At 72.7% G+C, this 22,398-nt stretch carries 19 protein-coding genes; 16 read left to right on the forward strand and 3 right to left on the reverse strand.

Annotated features, from left to right (window positions below; genetic code table 11):
* Positions 1 to 217: 217 nt before the first annotated feature.
* The gene (locus BU198_RS29910) at positions 218 to 925 is read left to right on the forward strand and encodes a DUF4328 domain-containing protein (protein WP_188299985.1); all 708 of its coding nucleotides are present in this window, start codon (positions 218 to 220) and stop codon (positions 923 to 925) included.
* A 27-nt stretch (positions 926 to 952) separates the two neighbouring features.
* On the opposite strand, the gene BU198_RS29915 is transcribed toward BU198_RS29910, so the two are convergent.
* From BU198_RS29915 to BU198_RS29925, 3 genes are all read right to left on the reverse strand, one after another.
* Positions 953 to 1,573 carry a GNAT family N-acetyltransferase gene (locus tag BU198_RS29915; protein ID WP_188299986.1) on the reverse strand — a complete coding sequence of 207 codons (621 nt, stop codon included), beginning with the start codon at positions 1,571 to 1,573 and terminating at the stop codon, positions 953 to 955.
* Positions 1,574 to 1,656: 83 nt separating this feature from the next.
* The gene (locus BU198_RS29920; protein ID WP_188299987.1) at positions 1,657 to 2,313 is read right to left on the reverse strand and encodes a TNT domain-containing protein; all 657 of its coding nucleotides are present in this window, start codon (positions 2,311 to 2,313) and stop codon (positions 1,657 to 1,659) included.
* A gap of 230 nt (positions 2,314 to 2,543) precedes the next feature.
* A complete protein-coding gene (locus BU198_RS29925) occupies positions 2,544 to 3,893 on the reverse strand; it encodes a geranylgeranyl reductase family protein (RefSeq protein WP_188299988.1) in 1,350 nt (449 codons plus the stop codon).
* Between the two features lie 535 nt (positions 3,894 to 4,428).
* Between BU198_RS29925 and gap the strand changes: the two genes are divergently transcribed.
* From gap to BU198_RS30000, 15 genes are all read left to right on the forward strand, one after another.
* Positions 4,429 to 5,439, forward strand: coding sequence for a type I glyceraldehyde-3-phosphate dehydrogenase (gene gap / locus BU198_RS29930; protein ID WP_188299989.1), 1,011 nt, complete (start codon positions 4,429 to 4,431; stop codon positions 5,437 to 5,439).
* Between the two features lie 421 nt (positions 5,440 to 5,860).
* Complete coding sequence (gene penM / locus BU198_RS29935; RefSeq protein WP_188299990.1) at positions 5,861 to 7,057, forward strand: pentalenolactone synthase; 1,197 nt, start codon at positions 5,861 to 5,863, stop codon at positions 7,055 to 7,057.
* A gap of 201 nt (positions 7,058 to 7,258) precedes the next feature.
* A complete protein-coding gene (gene ptlH, locus BU198_RS29940; RefSeq protein ID WP_188299991.1) occupies positions 7,259 to 8,110 on the forward strand; it encodes a 1-deoxypentalenic acid 11-beta-hydroxylase in 852 nt (283 codons plus the stop codon).
* A 60-nt stretch (positions 8,111 to 8,170) separates the two neighbouring features.
* Entirely contained in the window at positions 8,171 to 9,625 is a 1,455-nt protein-coding gene (locus BU198_RS29945; protein ID WP_188299992.1) for an MFS transporter, read from the forward strand.
* A 127-nt stretch (positions 9,626 to 9,752) separates the two neighbouring features.
* The gene (gene ptlF, locus BU198_RS29950) at positions 9,753 to 10,592 is read left to right on the forward strand and encodes a 1-deoxy-11-beta-hydroxypentalenate dehydrogenase (protein WP_188299993.1); all 840 of its coding nucleotides are present in this window, start codon (positions 9,753 to 9,755) and stop codon (positions 10,590 to 10,592) included.
* Positions 10,589 to 12,343 (forward strand): neopentalenolactone/pentalenolactone D synthase, encoded by a 1,755-nt coding sequence (gene ptlE, locus BU198_RS29955; RefSeq protein WP_188300003.1) that lies wholly within the window; start codon positions 10,589 to 10,591, stop codon positions 12,341 to 12,343. The genes ptlF and ptlE overlap by 4 nt, the downstream gene beginning before the upstream one ends.
* Positions 12,344 to 12,378: 35 nt before the next feature.
* A complete protein-coding gene (gene ptlD / locus BU198_RS29960) occupies positions 12,379 to 13,278 on the forward strand; it encodes a neopentalenolactone/pentalenolactone F synthase (protein ID WP_188299994.1) in 900 nt (299 codons plus the stop codon).
* 34 nt (positions 13,279 to 13,312) lie between these two features.
* A complete protein-coding gene (locus BU198_RS29965) occupies positions 13,313 to 14,326 on the forward strand; it encodes a polyprenyl synthetase family protein (protein ID WP_188299995.1) in 1,014 nt (337 codons plus the stop codon).
* Between the two features lie 122 nt (positions 14,327 to 14,448).
* The gene (gene ptlA, locus BU198_RS29970; RefSeq protein WP_188299996.1) at positions 14,449 to 15,462 is read left to right on the forward strand and encodes a pentalenene synthase; all 1,014 of its coding nucleotides are present in this window, start codon (positions 14,449 to 14,451) and stop codon (positions 15,460 to 15,462) included.
* Positions 15,463 to 15,590: 128 nt separating this feature from the next.
* Positions 15,591 to 16,985 carry a pentalenene oxygenase gene (gene ptlI / locus BU198_RS29975; RefSeq protein WP_188299997.1) on the forward strand — a complete coding sequence of 465 codons (1,395 nt, stop codon included), beginning with the start codon at positions 15,591 to 15,593 and terminating at the stop codon, positions 16,983 to 16,985.
* Entirely contained in the window at positions 16,982 to 17,980 is a 999-nt protein-coding gene (gene ispH, locus BU198_RS29980; RefSeq protein ID WP_188299998.1) for a 4-hydroxy-3-methylbut-2-enyl diphosphate reductase, read from the forward strand. The genes ptlI and ispH overlap by 4 nt, the downstream gene beginning before the upstream one ends.
* Positions 17,981 to 18,009: 29 nt before the next feature.
* Positions 18,010 to 19,797 (forward strand): 1-deoxy-D-xylulose-5-phosphate synthase, encoded by a 1,788-nt coding sequence (locus BU198_RS29985; RefSeq protein WP_188299999.1) that lies wholly within the window; start codon positions 18,010 to 18,012, stop codon positions 19,795 to 19,797.
* A 148-nt stretch (positions 19,798 to 19,945) separates the two neighbouring features.
* Positions 19,946 to 21,088: a flavodoxin-dependent (E)-4-hydroxy-3-methylbut-2-enyl-diphosphate synthase gene (gene ispG, locus BU198_RS29990; RefSeq protein WP_188300000.1), complete on the forward strand. Its 1,143-nt coding sequence runs from the start codon at positions 19,946 to 19,948 to the stop codon at positions 21,086 to 21,088.
* Positions 21,089 to 21,189: 101 nt separating this feature from the next.
* Complete coding sequence (fdxA, locus tag BU198_RS29995) at positions 21,190 to 21,510, forward strand: ferredoxin (protein WP_188300001.1); 321 nt, start codon at positions 21,190 to 21,192, stop codon at positions 21,508 to 21,510.
* Positions 21,507 to 22,398: 4-(cytidine 5'-diphospho)-2-C-methyl-D-erythritol kinase (locus BU198_RS30000; protein WP_188300002.1), on the forward strand; the 892-nt coding region annotated here is incomplete at its 3' end. The genes fdxA and BU198_RS30000, both read left to right, overlap by 4 nt.

Here is a 22,398-nt window from a genome sequence, read left to right on the forward strand (position 1 = left end):
CGGGTCCGCGCCCGGGAGGCGGCCGCGCGCGGTGTGCGCGCCGGTGCGGCGCCGGGCATCCGGGCCGGGCCGCGGCCGGATGCCCGGGTATCCACCGAATCGCCAGGCATCCCTCGCGGGTTCACCTCCGGGACCGCGAAACACACTGGCCGACCATGATCCGCTGGCCCTAGGGTGGCGCTCCGTCCCATTGGTCCAGTCCAGGAGTCCCGCCCCGATGCCTTCCCCCGCCGTGTACCGCTCGCCGAGATCGAGCGCCATCGCCGCCACCGTCATGCTCGCCGTGAGCGGCGCCGTGTCGCTGGTCTCGCTCGGCACCTCCGTCAACCTCTACGGGGAGGTCGGCACGTTCACCACGGACGTCGACCTGAGGCTGGTCGACGGGTCCGCAGTGCTGGACGCGTACGCGCTGCACGGCAACGTCGGCACGCTCCAGGTGGTGACGCTGGTGGTCTCGACGGTCACCTTCATCACCTGGTTCCACCGGGTCCGGGTGAACGCCGAGATCCTCGACCCGCACGGGCACCGGCTCCGACGCGGCTTCGCGATCGGGGCCTGGTTCCTCCCCATCGCCAACGTCTGGATCCCCCGGCAGATCGCGGGCGACATCTGGCAGGCCGGCGCCAGGCCGGACGGCTCCGGAGTGCGCCCGCGGCTCCCGCAGACCCTGCTCACCCTCTGGTGGGGGGCCCTTCTGGGGGCCCCCGCGCTCGAGCGGATCGGCACCGTGTACACCAATTCGGCGGAGTACCCGGACACCTACCAGCAGGGCGTCGCCTGGCTGATCGCCTCCGACCTGGTGATGGTGGCGGCCGCGGTCCTCGCCGTCCTGGTGGTCCGCAGGCTGACGGCCACGCAGGAGCAGCGGTTCGCCGAGGGCGCCACGGCCGCGTACGGGGTCCACGGCGGGACGGTCTGGGGCTGATCCCGCCCCACGGGCCGGGTCCGGTCCTCAGTGCGTGAACGGGCCCGAGGATTCCGTGAAGGGGTCCGAGGCCAGCCGGGCGTGCAGGTGCTCGTCCACGTAGTCGCCCCCGCCGTAGGTGTAGGAGCCTCGCAGGGTGCCCTCGTACGGGAAGCCGGCCCGCTCCGCGACCCGGCAGGAGTCCTCGTTGGCGACGGCGTGGTAGAGCTCGACGCGGCGGACGCCGGCCTGCTCCACGCCCCAGCGGGTGACGGCGGCGGCGGCCCTGGTGGCCAGGCCCCGGCCGCGGGCGGCGGCGAGCAGCCAGTAGCCGACCATGGCGATGCCGTCGTCCCGGTTGGTCCACCCCAGGTAGGCGTTGCCGCACAGGCTGCCGTCGGCGGCGTCGGTGACGGCGAAGGAGGCCGCGGTGCCGTCGGCCCAGTGCTCGTCGCAGCGGTCGAGGTAGGTCTCGGGGACGACCCGGCCGCCGGTGCCGAGCGGGCTCCAGCGGGCGACGGCCGGGTCGGCCGCGGCGGCGGCCAGGGCGGGCACCACGCCGCCGGGCAGGTCGAGGGCGCGTCCCCACGGGCGCAGCAGGACGTCGCCGAGGTCGAGGACGGTGGGGCGGAAGACGCGCCGGTCGGTACCGGCATCGCTGATGGTCATCCGGCCTTCCTATCCCCGGCCCCCAGGCGCCCGCCAGCGAATATCCGTGGCGGGCGCCTGGTCCGGCACCGGGCGGAGCCGGGTCAGATCCGGGACAGGTAGCCGTTCTCCACCAGCCAGAGCACGTTCAGCTTGGCCGGGCCGCCGGGCAGCAGGGCGCCGTCGAGCTGGTACTGGAGGCCCCAGCCGGGCTGGTTGAACCACGGCGCGATCGGGCCGGCGTGCACCGTGAAGGCCTTGACCACCTTGTAGTCGTGGTAGTTGCAGGCGGCCGGCGGGTTGCCGTCCAGGCTCTGCGGCGGGATGGCGCGGTTGGCGTAGGGCAGGCCCTCGGGGGCGAGGAAGGCGCCGTACTCGCTGCCGTAGCGGTCGATGTTCTGGTTCGGGTAGAGCGTGAGGTCGAACTCGATCGGGCTGCCGTCGGGCAGGGTGACGTAGCCGTCGGAGGGCGGGTATATCCAGCCGCCCTTGCCGCCGTTGCCGGCCGGGTCGTAGTACTCGCCCAGGAAGGCCTGGTCGCTCGCGCCGCCGGTGCGCTGGTAGCCGGCGAGCTGGCGGCCGACCGGTCCCGTGGTCGGGAGGTCCGCGGGGCCGAGGCGGGCGTCGTCGTGACGGAAGGCGGCGGAGCACTGGTCGGAGGGGGTGGCCGCCGGGGCCGCGCTCGCGGCGGGGGCGCAGACGGCGGTGAGGGCGGCGGCCGCGGCAAGCGGCGCGACGAGCAGGCGAAGGCGAAGGCGCACGGTGTCTCCGTCGAACGGGTCAGCGGTCAGGGGAAGAGCCACGGAGGGGTGCTGTGCTCACCCTCCGTGGCTGGTTCGACACCAGGCAATCGGATCATCTGATCATTCGTCAACATGATCCATGCAACCGCATGTTCGACTCGTTGGATTCGGCCGTATCCGGGACGCCGGGACCGCCCACCCGTCAGGATGGACGGTCCGGTGCGCCTCGCCGCCTCCGGGGGCGGGCGTCACTTCCCGGGGGCGACCCGCCCGAGCAGGTGGAGCAGCCGGTCCAGGGCGTCCTTGGAGTTCGGCTCGGTCAGGTTGACCATCAGCCGGAACGCCACCTTCAGCAGCGCCGGGTGGCCGAGCCCGGCGGCACCGGCCGCGCCGAGCAGCCGGGGCCGCCCCAGCAGGTCGGCGGCGAGGCGCCCGAGCGCGAAGTAGCCCGCGTAGGCGGAGCGCAGCGCCTGCGGATAGGCGCGCAGGGCGAGTTCGCGGCCGCGGTCGGTGCGGCGGGCGAGGGCCTGGACGATGGTCTCGGCGGCGTAGCGCCCGGACTCCATCGCGTAGGCGATGCCCTCACCGGTGCCCGGGCTGACCGTGCCGCCCGCGTCGCCGACCAGCAGCAGGCCGTCGGCGTAGTGCGGCCGGCGGTTGAGCCCCATCGGCAGGGCGGCGCCGCGGATCGGCTCGGTGACCCCGTCGGGGGTGTAGCCGTACTCCGGCGGCAGGCCGTCGCACCAGCGGCGCAGCAGCTCCCGCCAGTCCACCTCGGTCCTGGCGGTGTCGAGGACCCCGAGGCCGACGTTGGCGGTGCCGTCGCCCATGCCGAACACCCAGGCGTAGCCGGGCAGCAGGCGCCGGGCCGGGTCGCCGGGGTCGCGCAGGTCGAGCCAGGCCTCCAGGTAGCGGTCCTCGTGGCGCGGGGTGGTGAAGTACGTCCGGTACGCGACGCCCATCGCCCGGTCGGTGCGGCGGTAGCGCTTCATCGCCACCGACAGCCGGGTGGAGTTGCCGTCGGCGGCGACGACGACCGGGGCCCGGTAAGTGACGGGCCGGCGCTCTTCCCCCAGCTTGGCGGTCACACCGGTGATCCGGCCGGTCCGCTCGTCCAGCAACGGGCCCGTCACATTGGCGCGTTCGACCACCCTGGCCCCCACCGAGGCGGCCTTGCGGGCGAGCAGTTCGTCGAAGTCGGCGCGGCGCCGCACCAGCCCGTACCCGGGGTAGGCGGAGAGCTCGGGCCAGTCGAACTCCAGCGAGCGGCGCCCGGAGATCAGCCGCAGGCCCTGGTTGTGCAGCCAGCCGGCCTCCTCGGAGACGTCGATGCCGAGGTCGGTCAACTGCTTGACGGCACGCGGGGTGAGGCCGTCCCCGCAGACCTTCTCGCGCGGGAAGGCGGACTTCTCCAGCAGCAGGACGTCCAGCCCGGTCCGGGCGAGGTGGGCGGCGGCGGTGGAGCCGGCCGGCCCGGCGCCGACCACGATGACGTCGGCGCTCTCCCCGGTCCGCTGCTCACCGGTCTGCCGCTCACCGGTCCGCTGCTCCCCGGCCTCGACGGTCGGCTCCGGGACGGTCTGCTCTGGGCCGGGCATCGCACTCTCCCACGGGTCGGATCGCTGTACACGCAACGGAGTCCTCGGACTGGGCGGTTCCGCACGGACGATAGAGAACCGCGGCGCCCGCCGCCGCCCCGACACGCAGACCACCGCCGCGAACCGGCCAATACCGGCCACGCCGGCCGCCCGGTTCCACCCGGTCTCGCCCGCCCGGACCCCGGCGACGAACCGGCCCGCACCTCGCACGTACGACGGTGCCCGGACCGCGATCGGCAGCGCGGCGCCCGGGCGGGTCGCGACCGCGTCGGATCGCCCGGGACGCGGCCACCCGTCCGCCGGGCGACGCCGGGGCGATTTTCTGACGGACCGTCATCACCGTGGCCTGGCAGGCCTTGAGCAGTCCGGCCCGGTCGGCCCGTCCGCGGGAGATCGATACCCCACGGGGGAAGGCCCGGTGTACCCGTCGGCGTAATCGGCGATATCCTTTTGCGTGACGAGTGGATCGCCGCCCAGGAGCGCGACACTCCGCGCAGCCAGTGCTGCGAGGCTCCCAACAATCAGGACGGGAATCATGACAATCACTGTGGGAATCAACGGCTTTGGCCGCATCGGCCGTAGCTTCTTCCGTGCCCTGCTCGCGTCCGACGCGGACATCCGGGTGGCCGCGGTCAACGACCTGACCAGTGCCCAGGCCCTGGCGAACCTCCTGAAGTACGACAGCGTGTACGGGCCGCTGCAGCAGCAGGTCGTGGCGGAGGGATCGTCGATCAGGGTCGGGGACACCGTGGTCGAGGTCCTCAGCGAGCGCGACCCGGCGCAGCTGCCCTGGCGCCGCCTCGGAGTCGACGTCGTCATCGAGTCGACCGGCGTGTTCAACGACGCCGCCAAGGCCCGGGCGCACATCGACGCCGGGGCCTCGAAGGTGGTCGTCTCCGCCGCGGCGAAGAACGCGGACCTCACCCTCGTCATGGGGGTCAACGACGACCTCTACGACCCCGAGCAGCACACCATCGTCTCCAACGCCTCGTGCACGACGAACTGTCTGGCCCCGATGGTCAAGGTGCTCGATGACGCGCTCGGCATCGAGGTCGGCACCATGACCACGATCCACGCCTACACCCAGGACCAGAACCTCCAGGACGGCCCGCACCCCGACGCCCGGCGCGCCCGTGCGGCCAACCTCAGCACCATCCCGACCACCACCAATGCCGCGAGTGCGATCGGCCTCGTGCTCCCGAACCTCCAGGGCAAGCTCGACGGGTACTCGGTGCGGGTTCCCGTCCCCGTCGGCTCGCTGACCGACCTGACCGTCCGGGTGGGCCGCGAGACGACGGCCGAGGAGGTCAACTCGCTGTTCCGCAAGGCCGCCGACGGCGAACTCGCGCGGATCCTGCGCTACACCGCGGACCCGGTCGTCTCGGCGGACATCGTCAGGGACCCGGCGTCCTGCATCTTCGACTCCCTGCTCACGCAGGTCATCGAGGGGCGCCACGTGCACGTCTTCGGCTGGTACGACAACGAGTGGGGCTTCTCCAACCGCCTGATCGACACGACCCTGCTGGTCGGGGGCGCGACGGCGTGACGCTCCGCTGAGCTCGGCACGGCGAGGGGCGGCGAGGGGCGCGGCGAGGGGCGGCGAAGGGCAGCAGCCCCGCGGTCGACCGGGATTCACGGCGACGGCAGGGCTCCCGTGCCCGCGGCCGTCTGTTTCCCGCCATCGGCGGGGGCCGGCCCTCGTCGTGCCGGGACCCGGGCAGGGCGGTGAACGGACCGCGCCGACCCGGCGTACCCGTCCGCCACTTCGCATGCGCATCGCCTTTGCCACCGAACGTCGCCGGTGGGGGGATATCGGGGTGGCACCGGCTATCCGGGCCGTGCCGGCGACGCCGAAGAGATCCCGCCCACTTCTCCGGTCCCGGGCCGGACAAACCCGGGTGTCTCAACTGACGAGAATGATCTGGTAGGGCTTGACGGCCCATCGTGACGCAAGTGACCATGATTACATGACGGTACTTCCGCGATTACCATTCGATAACCCGTCCACTATCGGCATCGCGCCGCAGATGCGCGCACTGCAACAGGAGGGGCCGGTCGCCAGGGTGCGGACCGCCGGTGAAGACGCCTGGCTGGTCACCCGCTACAACGAGGTACGGAAGCTCCTCGCCGACCGCCGACTCCGTCTCAGCAATCCCAACCCCGAGCCGTCGGTCGAGAACACGGCCCGGAGCACCATGGTCGCCCTCATGGCCGGGGACGACCACAACACCGAGCCCGCCAGGCACGCACAGATGCGCGACCTGCTCGTACCCCGGTTCTCCACCCGCCGAATGCGTCTGATGAAGACCCGGATCGAGCACCACGTGGACGAACTGCTCGACCGGCTGGCCGCCGGCGCCGCACCGGTCGACCTGCACCGCGCACTGTCCTTTCCCCTGCCGACCATGGTGGTCTGCGATCTGCTCGGCGTTCCGCTGGCCGACCGGGAACTCTTCGGGCAATGGGCGAGAGGCACATTCGACCAGAGTGACGACCAGCACTCGGCGAACACCTTTCAACAGGTCGTCGGCTACATCACGGAACTGGTGGTGCGAAAGCGGAAGGAGCCGGGCGACGACATCCTGTCCGAGCTCATCGCCGAGAACGGCGGCACGCTGTCCGATGCGTACATTGCGGACCTGGGCTGCGCCGTATTGCTGTTCGGCTACGAAACCACCATTGTCCGTATCGACCTGGGCACCCTGCTGCTGCTGCGCAATCCGGTCCAGCGCGCCATGCTGACCGAGAATCCGGGACTCGCGCCGGCCGCAGTCGAGGAGATCCTGCGCCTCGCCGTCGGCGGCAAGGGATCCAACGCGCTGATCCCCCGCTACGCGCACGGCGACATCACCGTCGGCGAGACCGTGATCAGGACCGGAGACGTGGTCCTGCTGGCCATCGGCGCGGCCAACTACGACAGCCGGGCCTTCCCCCACGGCGACGCGTTCGACCTGACCCGGGTCAAGCCCAAGCCGCACATGGCGTTCGGGCGCGGCGCCCGGCACTGCGTCGGCCGCACCCTGGCCCGGATCGAGCTGACCGCGGTGTTCGAGCGGCTGTTCCAGAAGCTGCCCGACCTGCGGCTCGCGGTACCCGAGGAGTCGCTGCACTGGCAGGAGCACCGGATCACCGGCGGGTTCGACGAGATCCCCGTCACCTTCTGAGCGGCATCGCACGAGCGAGCGCACGGCCGTTCACCGTCACGGGTGGCACCTGCCGCAGGGCCGGGCCGGCACCCGCCGGTCGCCTCCCGGCGGCGTAGTGGACCAGCGGGACTCGCGGTGGCCGGACTCCCCCGGCCCCGCCGCTCCACCGTGACCTGACGCTCCTTCCCCCATGCCCGGACGTCACGAGGACAAGGAACCATGACGGACACTTTCCGCCCCTACGTCGACTGCACGCCCCTGCTGGACGACCGTGAGGCCCTGGACCGGTTCTACGACGAGCACGGCTACGTCTATCTCCGCGGCGCCCTGGACCGCGAACTCGTGCGCACCGCCGCCGAGCAGATGCTCGGGGGCCTGATCGCACTCGGCCACGCCGCCCCCGGCACCACGCTCGACACCCTCACCATCGACTCCTACGAGGCGGTCGACGAGATCGCGATGCACGACCACGTCAGGTACGACGACCTGTGGAACCACCCCTCGACCCTCAAGGTCTGGGAGAAGGTCTTCGGCGAGCCCGTCTTCGTCTTCAGGTCGACGACGATCCGCTACTACCCCTCCGCCCCCGACTCCGCGGAGCCGGACTTCCTGACGCCGCTGCACCAGGACGGCTTCTACATCGGCCCGAACAAGGACTTCCGCACCGCCTGGCTGCCGCTGCTCCCGACGCCCACCGGCACCGGCGGCGTCGCCGTCGCCGACGGAAGCCACCGGCAGGGCCCGCGCGAGCACGTCGTCACCGAGAACTTCCGCCGCTTCGGACACCCCGTGCGCGGCATCCCGGCGGAGGAACTCGGCGCGGACGAGGAGTTGCTGATCTCGCCCATGGAACCGGGCGACGTGCTCCTCTTCCACGCCTTCATGTGTCACAAGTCCGTCCCGAACGTCTCGGTGGACCCGGCCGGCATGCGGATGTCGATGGACACCCGCATCCAGCCCGCGTCCTCGCACCGCGGGTTCAACGCCCTGACTCCCTGGCCGGAGTCCGCGAAGGACCACTCCAAGGGGATCATGTCGAAGATCACCGGCACCCCCACCACCACCGAGTGACGCGGGTGCTCCCGCACCCGCTCCGACCGTCCGTTCCACAGAAGCCCTGGTAGGCAGCACATGACGAATCGCGAGGGACTCCCCCCGCTGAAGGAGCCCGACGCGGCACCGAAGCCCCCGGCCGGCACCAAACCGGCCGCCACGGGGCTCGGTGGCATCGCCCTCGTGGTGGTGCTCACCGGATACGCCCTGTCCATCGTGGACGCGTCCATCGTCAACGTGGCGCTGACCCCGATCAGTGACGACCTCCACGGCGGCCCCGCCGCACTGGAGCTGGTGGTGTCCGGCTACGGCCTCACCTACGCCCTCGGCCTGGTGCTGGGCGGACGGCTGGGCGACGCCTTCGGCCGCCGGCGCCTGTACGCCTACGGGCTCGCGGCGTTCACCCTCACCTCGGCGCTGTGCGGACTCGCCCCGACCATCGAGTTCCTGGTCGTGGCCCGGCTGTTGCAGGGCGCCGCCGCCGCCATGCTCGTCCCCCAGGTGCTGGCCACGATCCAGGCCGCCACCGAGGGCCAGGCCCGCGCCCGTGCGATCGGCATGTACGGCGTGACCGCGGCCCTCGGCATGGTCGTCGGGCAGATCCTGGGCGGGCTGCTGGTCTCGCTGGACGTCGCCGGGATGGGCTGGCGGTCGGTCTTCGCGATCAACGTGCCGATCGGAGTGGCCGCGCTGCTGGCCGTCCGGCGCGTCCCCGCGACCAGGGCCGGCACGAAGCCGGGCTTCGACCCGGTGGGCACCGTGCTGTTCGGTGTCACCATGCTCTGCGTCCTGACCCTGGTCGTGGCCGGCCCCGACCTGGGCTGGCCGCTGTGGCTGTGGTCGCTGCTCGCGGTCGCCGCGGCGGGTGCACTGGCACTGGCCAGGACCGAACGCGGGCTGGAGGCCCGGGGCGGCTCACCGCTGCTCTCCCCCTCGGTGCTGTCCCACCAGGGGATGCGCAGGGGGCTGGCGGCGGTGGTCCCGTTCTCGGCCGGCTTCGGCGCCTTCCTGTTCGTCTACGCGCTGATCGCGCAGGGGCACTTCGGCTTCGACGGGCTCGCCTCCGGCGGGGTGCTGGCACCGTTTGCCGTGGCGTTCTTCGTGGTGGCGATGTTCACCCCGAAGATCGCGGCGGCCCTGGGCGCCCGGATCGTCACCCTGGGCGCCCTCGTCCAGGGCCTGGGCCTGCTGCTGCTGGCGCTGGTGATCCGGCTGGGCTGGCCGCATCCCTCCCTGGTGCTCGTGCTCGTCGGGATCGCCCTCTTCGGCGCGGGCGCGGCACTGGTCGGCCCGACGCTGTTCCGGCTGATCCTCGCCGAGGTACCGCCGGCGCAGGCCGGCATGGGCAGCGGCGTGCTGGTGACCAGCCAGCAGATGGCGACCGCGCTGGGCGCGACCGTCGGCGGGACCCTCTACATCTCCCTGGCCGACTGGCTGTCGACGGCGTCCGCGGCCGTGCTCGTCCTCGGCCTGCTGACGTGCCTCTCGGTGACCGTCCTCGTGATCAGTCTGAAGCTCCCCGACCCCCGCTGACGTCCACCCCCTTCGAACGGCGCGACCTGATCCAGACCTTCTCGTTGGCAACGGCGCGCCGTTCTTCGGCGTGCCCGCGCACAGAAGCGGAGACAGCCAAGTGCAGTTACGGACAAGGACAGCTGTGGTGACCGGCGCGGCCAGCGGCATCGGCCTCGCCCTCAGCGCCCGCTTCGCGCGGGCCGGCGCCGACGTCGTCATGGCGGACGTCGCGGACGACGCCCTGCACCGCCGGGCCGCCGAACTCGCCGCCCAGGGCGCCCGGGTCACCGCGGTGACCGCCGACCTGACCGACCCGGACGCCGTCGAACGGCTCGCGGACACGGCGTTCGGCCTGCTCGGCGACATCGACGTGGTGTGCAACAACGCCGGGGCCCTCGGCCCCGTCGGTCAACCCCTGTGGGAGGTGCCGCTGGAGCGGATGCGCCAGGTCTTCGAGGTGAACCACTGGGCGCACGTCCTGGTGGCCCGCGCCTTCGTCCCCCGGCTGCTGGAGCGCGGCCGGCCCGCCCACCTGATCCACACCGCCTCGATGTCCGCCTTCGTCGTCGGCGCCGGCAGCGCCGCCTACGCCGCCTCCAAGCACGCCGACCTCGCCGTCGCCCGCAGTCTGCGCGCCGATCTGCGGGGCACCGGGGTGCGGGTGTCCGTGCTGTGTCCCGGCCGGGTCGACACCCCCATGGTCCAGGGCCTGACGGCCCCGCGCGGCGCGGGCGGCGACACCTCGGTGAGTGCCGAGGACGTCGCCGGACTCGTCTGGGAGTCCCTCGGCTCCGACCGCTTCTACCTCTTCAGCAACTCCGACTCCCCCCTGCGGCTGCGCGACCAGTTCGACGACGTCTGGCGTCATGTTTCCCATCCGCCCCCTTCCCCCGAGGATGAACTGTGGCCCGCACCGACAGCGACGACCGCAACGACAGTGACGACCGCACCGACGGAACACCGGCCATCGACCTGGAAGCGGTGAGGGAGAAGTACCGGCAGGAACGGGACAAGCGCAACATCGGCCGCACCTACCAGTTCGCCCGCGGTGACTTCGGCCGCTACGCGCGGGACCCGTACACCGAGCGGCTGGAGCGCGAGCCGCTCACCGACGAGGTGGACGTCGCCGTCGTCGGCGCCGGCATCGGCGGCCTGCTGGCCGGCGCCCACCTGCGCAGGGAGAGCGGCCTGGAGCGCATCCGGCTGATCGACGAGGCCGGCGACGTCGGCGGCACCTGGTACTGGAACCGCTTCCCCGGCGTCCGGTGCGACGTCGAGAGCTACATCTACATGCCGCTGCTCGAAGAGGTCGGCACGACGCCCACCGAGAAGTACTCCACCGGGCCCGAGATCTTCGCCCACCTCCAGCGGATCGCCCACGCGTACGACCTCTACCGCGACGCCCTCTTCCAGACCTCCGTCACCGAGCTGCGCTGGGACGAGGCCGCCGGGAGGTGGCTGGTGAGCACCGACCGCGGGGACCTGATCCGGGCCCGCTACGTGGCCATGTCGATCGGTCTGATGCACCGCCCCAAGCTCCCCGGGCTGCCGGGCCTGGAGACGTTCGCCGGGCACTCCTTCCACGCCAGCCGCTGGGACTTCGACTACACCGGCGGCGACAGCACGGGCGGGCTGACCGGGCTGAAGGACAAGAGGGTCGGCGTCATCGGCACCGGCTCGACGACCATCCAGCTCGCCCCGCACCTCGCCGAGTGGGCCGAGCAGCTCGTCCTCTTCCAGCGCACCCCGGCCACCGTCGACGTCCGCGGCAACCGGCCCACCCCGGCCGGCTGGGCGGACGGCCTCGAACCGGGCTGGCAGCAGCGCCGGATGGAGAACTTCCACGCGCTGACCTCCGGCGTCCCGCAGGACGAGGACCTGGTCCAGGACCGCTGGACCCAGACCACGGCCAAGCTGGCCGCGGCGATCCTGCCCACCGGCGACACCGGGGGCGATCCCAGGGAGCGGGCGCTCGCGGCCGAACGCGCGGACTTCCTCAAGATGGAGGAGCTGCGCGCCCGGATCGACAGCGTCGTCACCGACCCCGCCACCGCCGCCGCCCTCAAGCCGTACTACCGCGTGTACTGCAAGCGGCCCTGTTTCCACGACGGGTACCTCCAGACCTTCAACCGGCCCAACGTGACCCTGGTCGACACCCAGGGGCAGGGCGTGGAACGGCTCACCCCGGCCGGAGTGGTCGCGAACGGCCGGGAGTACCCGGTCGACTGCCTGGTCTTCGCCACCGGCTACGAGCACGAGTTCGCCGTCCCGTACACCGACCGCGCGGGCTACGACATCGTCGGCCGCGGCGGCGTGAAGCTGTCCGAGAAGTGGGCGGACGGGGCGCGCACCCTGCACGGACTCCAGGTGAACGGCTTCCCCAACTGCTTCGTCCTGTCCAAGATCCAGGCCGGCCGGCACGTCAACATCGCCTACATGCTGGGCGAGCAGACCCGGCACCTCGCGCACATCGTCAAGTGCGTGGAGGAGCGCGGCCACCGGGTCGTGGAGGCCTCCGAGACGGGCGAGAAGGAATGGGTCGAGGAGATCCTCCGGCTCGCCTCCAGCGACCTCGGCTTCCTGGAGAGCTGCACGCCAGGCCTCTACAACAACGAGGGCGACCCGGGCGGCATGCCGCTGCTCAACTCCAGCTACGGCGGCGGCTCGGTGGAGTTCGTGAACATCCTCAGGCGCTGGCGCGAGGCGGGCGACCTCGCCGGCCTCGACCTGCGCTGACCACCCCCGTCCCCCTGCGAAAGGCGGCAACACCCATGGACGTCACGCCCATACCCGGCGCCGCTCTCGGCGCCGTCGTACACGGCGCCCAGGTCACCGGAGACATGGACGGAACCCGGCTGGAGGAGCTCCGGGCAGCGGTCGACGCGCATCTCGTCCTCGTCCTGCGCGGCCACCGGACCCCCTCCCACGAGGAGTTCCTGGCCTTCGGCCGCCGCTTCGGGCACATCCCGAAGACCGGTCTGACCAGCGGCGCCCACCCCGACCACAACGAGATCCTGATCGTCTCCAACCTGGTGGAGGACGGCCGCAGGATCGGTGTCGGCGACGCCGAGTGGATGGACTGGCACACCGACTACTCCTTCCGCCCCCGGGTCTCCCAGGTCGGCTTCCTGGAGGCCCTGGAAGTGCCGTCCTCCGGCGGCGGCGAGACCCTCTTCACCGACATGTACGCCCTGTACGAGTCGCTCCCGCCCGAGGAGCGCCGGCGCCTGCACTCCTACCGGGTCCGCCACGCCCTGCGCACCGGGTACGAGGAGACCATCGAGGAGGAGCTCCAGGGCGAGGTGTCCCTCGGCGAGGGCACCGGACGGATCCAGCCAGAGGACGGCACCTCCACCGTCCACCCGCTGATCGCCCGCAACCCGCGCACCGGCCGCCAGTCGGTCTACGTCAGCACGCTGAACACCAAGCGGATCGTGGACCTCGCCCCCGACGACAGCCGCCGGCTGCTCGACGAGCTGCTGTCCCACGCGGGCAAGCCGCAGTACACCTACGCCCACACCTGGCAGCCCGGGGACATCGTCATGTGGGACCAGCTCGGCACCATCCACGCCAAGCAGGCCTTCGACCCGGCCGAACGGCGCATCATGCGCCAGGTCGTCAGCATCTTCGACGACCCGACCGCCCCCTGGCGCGCGAAGGTCGCCCCGTGAACCGGCGCCGCGGGCCCGTCATCGGGAGGTGCTCATGAGCGGCGCACCCGCCTGCCTCAGCCACAGCCGGGTCACCATCACCCCGGCGCTGCGCGCCGCCGTCGACCGGCTCGACCGGCACTCGCGTCACCAGGCGGCCTACCACTTCGGCTGGATCACCGCCGAAGGCCTGCCCACCGACGCCGACGCCGGCAAGGCCGTACGGCCCGCGCTCGCGCTGCTGTCGGCCGAGGCGGTGGGCGCGCCGGCGGCGGTGGCCCTGCCCGGTGCCGTCGCCGTGGAGCTGGTGCACAACTTCTCGCTGGTGCACGACGACCTGATGGACGGCGACGAGGAGCGCCGCCACCGGCGCACGGTGTGGAAGCTGTGGGGGCCCTCCAGCGCCATCCTGACCGGTGACGCGATGCTGGCGCTGGCCCAGGAGGTGCTGCTGGACACCGGGCTGCCGACGGCGGCGCCCGCCGCCCGGCTGCTGGCGCGCACCACCCGGCACCTGATCCGCGGCCAGGTCCAGGACCTGTCCTTCGAACAGCGCTCGCACGTCACGGTGGCGGAGTGCGTCGACATGGCCGCCGGCAAGACCGGCGCGCTGCTCTCGGCGAGCGCCGCGATCGGCGCCGTCCTCGCCGGGGCACCGGAGGCGACGGTGGACGCGCTGGCGCTCTACGGCGACCAGGTCGGCCTCGCCTTCCAGCTCGTCGACGACGTCCTCGGCATCTGGGGCGACCCGGCCGTCACCGGCAAGTCGGTCCACTCCGATCTGCGCTCCCGCAAGAAGTCCCTGCCGGTGAGCCACGCCCTGAACCAGGAGGGCCCGCTCAACGACGAGCTGGCCGCCTGGCTCGCCGCCCCCGGCGACCCCGAGGAGGAGGAACTGCGGCGCGTGGCCGGCCTGATCGAGGAGGCCGGCGGCCGGGCCTGGGCGCTCGCCGAGGCCGCCCGCCGACTGGCGCTGGCCGAGGACGCGCTGCGCGGTGCCGAGCTGGACGCCCACGCCCGGGACGAACTCCTCGCGCTCGGACGGTTCGTCGTCGACCGCGAGGTGTGAGACCGGGCCCGCCCCGTACCCGTACGCCCCGTTCCGCCTCCCCGCTCTCGGATCAGCGCAGCACCCCCGCCAGGGCACCGCCATGCCCGCTGCCCTCCACCACCCACCTCCGAGGACTACCCATGCCCCAGGACGTCGATTTCCACATACCCCTGCCGGGCCGACAGAGCCCGGATCACGCACGGGCCGACGCCGAGCAGCTCGCCTGGCCGCGGTCGCTCGGGCTGATCAACTCCGAGGAGGCCGCCACCCGTCACCTGCGGGGCGGCTACGCCGACCTGGCCTCCCGCTTCTATCCGCACGCCACCGGCGACGACCTGGATCTCGGCGTCGACCTGATGTCGTGGTTCTTCCTCTTCGACGACCTCTTCGACGGGCCGCGCGGCGAGAGCCCCGAGGAGAGCAAACAGCTCACCGACGCGGTCGCGGCGGCGCTGGACGGCCCCCTGCCCGACACCGCGCCGCCGATCGCCCACGGCTTCGCCGACATCTGGCGGCGTACCAGCGAGGGCATGACCCCCGCCTGGTGCGCGCGCAGCTCCCGGCACTGGCGCAACTACTTCACCGGCTACGTCGACGAGGCGCTGAGCCGCTCCGGGGACACGCCGTACGACTCCGCGGCCCAGTACCTGGCGGTGCGCCGGCAGACCATCGGGGTGCAGCCGACGGTCGACCTCGCCGAGCGCGCGGGCCGCTTCGAGGTGCCGCACCGGGTCTTCGACAGCGCCGTGCTCTCCGCCGTGCTCCAGATCGCCGTCGATGTCAATCTGCTGCTCAACGACATCGCCTCGCTGGAGAAGGAGGAGGCCCGCGGTGAGCAGAACAACATGGTCATGATCCTGCGCCGGGAACACGGCTGGTCCAAGGACCGCAGCATCGCCCACATCCAGGGCGAGGTGCGCGCCCGTCTGGAGCAGTACCTCCTGCTGGAGTCCTGCCTGTCGCGGGTCTGCGACATCTACCGGCTCGACGGGGCCGAGCGCGAGGCCGTGGAGCGCTACCGCCACGACGCCGTGCGCACCGTGATCCGCGGCTCCTACGACTGGCACCGCTCCTCGGGCCGCTACGACGCCGAGTTCGCGCTCGCCGCCGGCGCCCAGGGTTACCTGGAGGAGCTCGGCAGCAGCACCCACTAGTGCCGCGCGCACACCGGCACCGCGCACGCCGGCCACCCGCACCCGCGCCCGACCGTTGCGGCGGCACCGCCGGCAACGGACCGGAGCACCTGTCAACAGATCAGTACAGACGGGAAGTTGGAAACCGAATGACCGAGCAGACCACGTTCACGGCGGGAACGGCGCCCGGGGCGCTCCCCGTCGTGGGACACGCCGTCCAGATGATGCGTCACCCCGTGAACTTCATGACCTCGCTGTCGGCCCACGGCGACCTGGTCGAGATCAGGATCGGCCCCACCACGGCCTACGTCCCGACCCACCCCGAACTGCTGCGGCACGTCCTGACCAACGACCGCCTCTTCGACAAGGGCGGCGTCTTCTACGACCGCGCCCGGGACATCGCCGGCAACGGGCTGGTCACCTGCCCGTTCGCCGACCACCGCCGCCAGCGCCGGCTGATGCAGTCGGCGTTCACCCGCGGCCAGCTGAAGCGGTACGCCGAGGCCATGCACGCCGAGATCGAGCACACCGCGTCGCGCTGGCAGGACGGCATGGTCGTCGACGCGTTCCAGGAGATGTACGGCATGGCGCTGCGCACGGTCGGCCGCACCCTGTACTCCACACCCGTCAGCCCCGAGCTGGCGGCGAAGGTGGAACGGTCCTTCGACGTCGTGCTCAACGGGCTGTTCCGGCAGATGTTCCTGCCGGCCGCGATCCGCCGGCTGCCCCTGCCCTCCCAGCGCCGCTACAAGAGCAACCTGGCCTTCCTGCACGAGACCACCCAGCAGCTCATCGACGACTACCGCAGCTCCGACACCGAGCGCGACGACCTGCTCGCCGCCCTGATCGCCTCCCGCGACGACGACGGCGGCCGGCTCGGCGACCGGGAGATCCACGACCAGGTCATCACCGTCATGGCGGCCGGCACCGAGACCGTCGCCGGCACCCTCACCTGGGTCTTCTACCTCCTCTCCCGGCACCCGGAGATCGAGGCCGCGCTCTACGACGAGATCGACACCGTCCTGGACGGCCGCGCCCCCCGGTGGGACGACCTGCCGAGCCTCTCCCTGACCGACCGGATCATCTCCGAGACACTGCGGCTGCACCCGCCGGCCTGGCTGTTCACCCGCCGCACCGCCGCACCGACCGAACTCGCCGGCCGCCGGCTGCCCACCGGCTCCACCGTCGTCTTCAGCCCCGCCGCCGTCGCCCAGTACGAGGAGGCCTTCGCCAACCCCACGGAGTTCGACCCCGACCGCTGGCTCCCGGACCGCATCGCGCCGGCCGCCCGCCACGCCTACGTGCCGTTCGGCACCGGCGCCCGCAAGTGCATCGGCGACCTCTACGCGCGCACCGAGGCCGCCCTGGGGCTCGCCACCATCCTCGGCCGCTGGCGGGTCACCTGCGAGCCCGGCATGGACATCCGCCCGGTCCCGCTGGCCACCGTCTACCACCCGCGCCGGCTGCGCCTGCGGCTGGACGCCCGCACCCCGCGCCGGACGGCCTCCGCCGTCCCCGCACCGGCCGGGGGTGACGCGGCATGAGCGGGGGGAACGTCGTCCTGGCCCAGCCGCGCGGCTTCTGCGCGGGCGTGCGGCGCGCCATCGGCATCGTCGAGCGGGCGCTGGACCTGCACGGGGCGCCGGTGTACGTGCGCAAGGAGATCGTGCACAACCACCACATCGTCTCGGAGCTGGAGAAGCGCGGCGCGGTCTTCGTCGACAGCGAGGAGGAGGTCCCGCACGGCGCGGTCTGCGTCTTCTCCGCGCACGGCGTCTCCCCCGGAGTGCGCTCCGCCGCCGCCGGCCGGCAGCTCGACGTCATCGACGCCACCTGCCCGCTGGTCTCCAAGGTCCACCAGGAGGCGGTGCGCTTCGCCCGCGACGGCCGCACCATCCTGCTCGTCGGGCACGAGGGCCACGAGGAGGTCGAGGGCGTCGTCGGCGAGGCCCCGGACCTGATCGTCGTCATCGAGACCGAGGACGACGTACGGCGCCTCGGCCTGCCCGACGACGCCCCGGTCGCCGTGCTCACCCAGACCACCCTCTCGTTCGACGAGACCGGGCGCGTCGTCGAGGCCCTGCGCGCCCGCTTCACCGACCTGATCTCCCCCGGCGACGACATCTGCTACGCCAGCCAGAACCGGCAGAACGCCGTCAAGGACCTCGCGCGCGACCACGACCTGGTCCTGATCGTCGGCTCGCACAACTCCAGCAACTCGCTGCGCATGGTCGAGGTGGCCCGCGACCACGGCGCCGCCGCCCATCTGGTGCCCGACGAGCACCACCTCAGGGCGGCCTGGCTGGAGGGCGTGTCGTCGGTCGGCGTCAGCGCCGGGGCCAGTGCCCCCGAGGTTCTCGTCGACGGGCTCGTCGCCCGGCTCGCCGCACTCGGCTTCGACGGGGTCGAGCTCCAGCGGGGCATCGCCGAGGACGTCGTGTTCTCCATGCCGGGACGGCTGGCCGACCCGGTCACCGGCCGCGTCCCGCGGACACCGCTGGCCGGCGAGATCTCCCCCGCACCCGGTGGGGTGCGATGAATCCCCCACCGGAGAAGGAGGGTCGTGCCATGCCACGCCTGGAGGAGATCCGGGGGCCGGAGGACCTGCGCGCCCTGTCCCCGGCCGCGGCCCGCGCGCTGGCGCCGCAGATCCGGCGGCTGCTGGTGGACACCTGCACCGCCAACGGCGGCCACCTCGGTCCCAACCTCGGGGTCGTCGAGCTGTCCATCGCCCTGCACCGGGTCTTCGACTCCCCCCGCGACCGGATCCTCTGGGACACCGGCCACCAGGCCTACGTCCACAAGATCCTCACCGGCCGCACCGCGGCCCTCGCCACGCTCCGCCGCACCGACGGCCTGTCGGGCTACCCCAGCCGCGCCGAGTCGGAGCACGACGTCATCGAGAACTCGCACGCCTCGACCTCGCTGTCCTGGGCGGACGGCCTCGCCCGCGCCAACGCCCTGCTCGGGCGGGACGACCGCGCCGTGGTCGCCGTGCTCGGCGACGGGGCGCTCACCGGGGGCATGGCCTGGGAGGCCCTCAACAACATCGCGGCCGCCCCCGAACGCCCCGTCGTCATGGTCCTCAACGACAACGGCCGCTCCTACGCCCCCACCGCGGGCGCCGTCGCCGGACACCTCGCCGAGCTGCGCGCGGGCGACGCCCCGCAGACCCTGTTCGAGAGCCTGGGACTCCGCTACGTCGGCCCGGTGGACGGCCACGACATCGAGGCCGTGGAGGCGGCGCTGCGCGAGGCCGTCGCCCTGCGCCGGCCCGTGGTGGTGCACTGTGTCACCGAGAAGGGCCGCGGCCACCTCCCCGCCGAACAGGACGACACCGACCGCTTCCACGCCGTGCGCGCCGCCTCCGCCCGCACCCCGGGGGGCGCCCCCAGCTGGACCTCCGTGTTCGGCGGCGAGCTGGCCGAACTCGCCGCCGACCGGCCGGACGTGGTCGCCGTCACCGCGGCCATGCTCGACCCGACCGGGCTCGGCGACTTCGCCCGCCGCCACCCCGAGCGCGTCATCGACGTCGGCATCGCCGAACAGCACGCCGTGACCGCCGCCGCGGGGCTGGCCCTCGGCGGGATGCACCCGGTCGTCGCGCTGTACTCCACCTTCCTCAACCGGGCCTTCGACCAGCTCCTGATGGACGTGGCCCTGCACCGCGCCCCGGTCACCTTCGTCCTGGACCGGGCCGGGGTGACCGGCGACGACGGCCCCTCCCACAACGGCATGTGGGACCTGTCGCTGCTGAACCTGGTACCCGGCCTGCGGCTGGCCGCCCCGCGCGACGCCGCCACCCTGCGCCGCGCCCTGCGGGAGGCGGTGGCCTGCGACGACGGCCCCACCGCCCTGCGCTTCCCGAAGGGCTCCAGCGGAGCGGACATCCCGGCCGTGGAGGTCCACGCCGGGCTGGACGTCCTGCGCCGCGGCGGGCGTCCCGACATCCTCCTGGTCTCCGTCGGCGCGATGGCCGCCACCTGCCTCGACGTCGCCGGGCTGCTGGCCGAACGGGGCGTCGGCGTCACCGTCGTGGACCCCCGCTGGATCAAGCCGGTGCCGCCGGGACTGACCGGGCTCGCCACCGACCACCTGCTGGTCGCCACGGTCGAGGACAGCGGCCGGGTGGGCGGCGCCGGGGCGAGCGTCGCCCAGGCGCTGAGCGAGGCCGGGTCGGACCTGCCGGTGCACGTCTTCGGCATCCCCCAGCGCTTCCTGGAGCACGGCTCGCGGGCCGACCTCCTGGAGGCCGGCGGCCTCACCCCCCGTCGGCTCGCCCACGCGCTGCTGGAGGCCCTGCCCTCCGGGTGGCGGGCCCGGCGGGGAGCCGCCGCCTCCCTGGCCGTCGGCTGACACCGGGCGCCCCGAAGGGCGGTCGGCCGGGCCGCGCCCGCTCCCGCCCCGGCGCCCCCTCTCCCCCGCTTCCGCGGCCTGCAATTGCAACCAGCCATCCGCCACAGCCCGGTCCGCCAGGACCGGCCGACCATCTTGGGGACCTGTCATGCCTGTCGCTCTCGGAGTGCCGACGGTACCGCCGAGGCTGGCCCGACGACGTACCAGCCGTCAGATCCAGGTAGGGACCGTACCGGTGGGCGGCGACGCCCCGGTCTCGGTCCAGTCCATGACCACGACCCGTACCTCCGACATCGGCGCGACGCTCCAGCAGATCGCCGAACTCACCGCGTCCGGCTGCCAGATCGTCCGGGTCGCCTGCCCCACCCAGGACGACGCCGACGCCCTGGCGACGATCGCGCGCAAGTCGCAGATCCCGGTGATCGCGGACATCCACTTCCAGCCGAAGTACGTGTTCGCCGCGATCGAGGCCGGCTGCGCGGCGGTGCGCGTCAACCCGGGCAACATCAAGCAGTTCGACGACAAGGTCCGCGAGATCGCGCGGGCCGCCAAGGACCACGGCACTCCGGTCCGCATCGGGGTCAACGCGGGCTCGCTCGACCGCCGGCTCCTGAAGAAGTACGGCAGGGCCACCCCGGAGGCGCTGGTCGAGAGCGCGCTGTGGGAGGCCTCGCTGTTCGAGGAGCACGACTTCCGGGACATCAAGATCTCCGTCAAGCACAACGACCCCGTCGTCATGGTCGAGGCGTACAAGCAGCTCGCGGCGCAGTGCGACTATCCGCTGCACCTCGGTGTGACGGAGGCGGGCCCCGCCTTCCAGGGCACCATCAAGTCGGCCGTCGCGTTCGGCGCGCTGCTCTCCCAGGGCATCGGCGACACCATCCGCGTCTCGCTGAGCGCACCGCCCGCCGAGGAGGTCAAGGTCGGTCTCCAGATCCTGGAGGCCCTGAACCTCAAGCAGCGCGGCCTGGAGATCGTCTCCTGCCCGTCCTGCGGCCGTGCCCAGGTGGACGTCTACAAGCTGGCCGAGGAGGTCACGGCCGGGCTGGAGGGCATGGACGTCCCGCTGCGGGTGGCCGTCATGGGGTGCGTGGTGAACGGCCCCGGGGAGGCCAGGGAGGCGGACCTCGGCGTCGCCTCCGGCAACGGCAAGGGGCAGATCTTCGTCAAGGGCGAGGTCGTCAGGACCGTTCCCGAGTCGAAGATCGTCGAGACGCTCATCGAGGAGGCGTTCAAGCTCGCCGATCTGATGCGGCGGGAGGAGGAGGACGACGACTCCTCCGGGGCCTGAGCCCCGGCGGGAACCGCGCACGGACAACCGCACACCGACCACAGCACCGACGACGACACCGATACCGACACCGACACCGACACCGACCGGAGGAAGCACCCGTGACCTACGTCATCGCCCAGCCCTGTGTGGACGTCAAGGACAAGGCCTGCATCGAGGAGTGCCCCGTCGACTGCATCTACGAGGGTCAGCGGGCCCTGTACATCCAGCCGGACGAATGCGTCGACTGCGGCGCCTGCGAACCGGTCTGCCCCGTCGAGGCGATCTTCTACGAGGACGACGTGCCCGAGGACTGGAAGGACTACCACCGGGCGAACACCGAGTTCTTCGACGAACTCGGCTCGCCCGGCGGCGCCGGCGGCCTCGGCCTGATCGAGCGCGACCACCCGTTCGTCGCCGGACAGCCGGTTCGCACGGCGTGAACCGGGCCGGAGCGGGCCGCCGGGCGGGGGTCACCGTCCGGGCGCCGGGCAAGGTCAACCTGACACTGTCGGTGGGCCCCCTCCGCCCGGACGGCTATCACGAGCTCTCCACCGTCTTCCTGGCGGTCGGCCTCCACGACGTGGTGCGGATCGCCCCGGCGGCACGGCTCACCGTCACCGTCCGGGGTCCCGGTGCGGCCGGCGTCCCCGACGGCGACGACAACCTGGCGGCGCGGGCGGTGCGCCTGATCGCCCGCGCCGCCGGGGCCGACCCGGCCGTCGCCGTCCGCATCGACAAACGCGTCCCCGTCGCCGGCGGCATGGCCGGGGGCAGCGCCGACGCGGCGGCCGCACTGGTGGGCTGCGACGCGCTGTGGGGCCTCGGCCTCTCCCGGGAGGAGCTGCGCCTGCTGGCCGCCGAACTGGGCAGCGACGTCGGCTTCCCGCTGTACGGCGGGGCCGCGCTGGGCACCGGACGCGGGGAGCTCCTCACCCCGCTGGGGACCTCCGGCTCCGGGGTGTTCCACTGGGTCTTCGCGGTGTCCCCGCAGGGCCTGGCCACCCCGGCGGTCTTCCGGGAGTACGACCGGCTGGTCCGGACGCGGCCCGCCCACGGCGAGCGGCCCGCGGCGGAGCGGGTGACGGCGGTGGCCGACGCGCTGGACAGCGGCGACGCCGCCCTGCTCGCGGCGGCCGTCAAGGACGCCAACGACCTCCAGGAGGCCGCCCTGTCCCTGCGCCCGGAGCTGGCGGACACGCTGCGGCTGGGACCGGAGCACGGCGCCCTGGCCGGCCTGGTCTCGGGCTCGGGGCCGACCTGCGCCTTCCTCACGGAGTCGGCGCCCGCGGCGGCGGCACTGGCAGGCGCCCTGTCCGCGACCGGCCGCT

The sequence above is a fragment of the Streptomyces sp. CBMA156 genome, from assembly GCF_014596515.1.
GTDB lineage: Bacteria > Actinomycetota > Actinomycetes > Streptomycetales > Streptomycetaceae > Kitasatospora.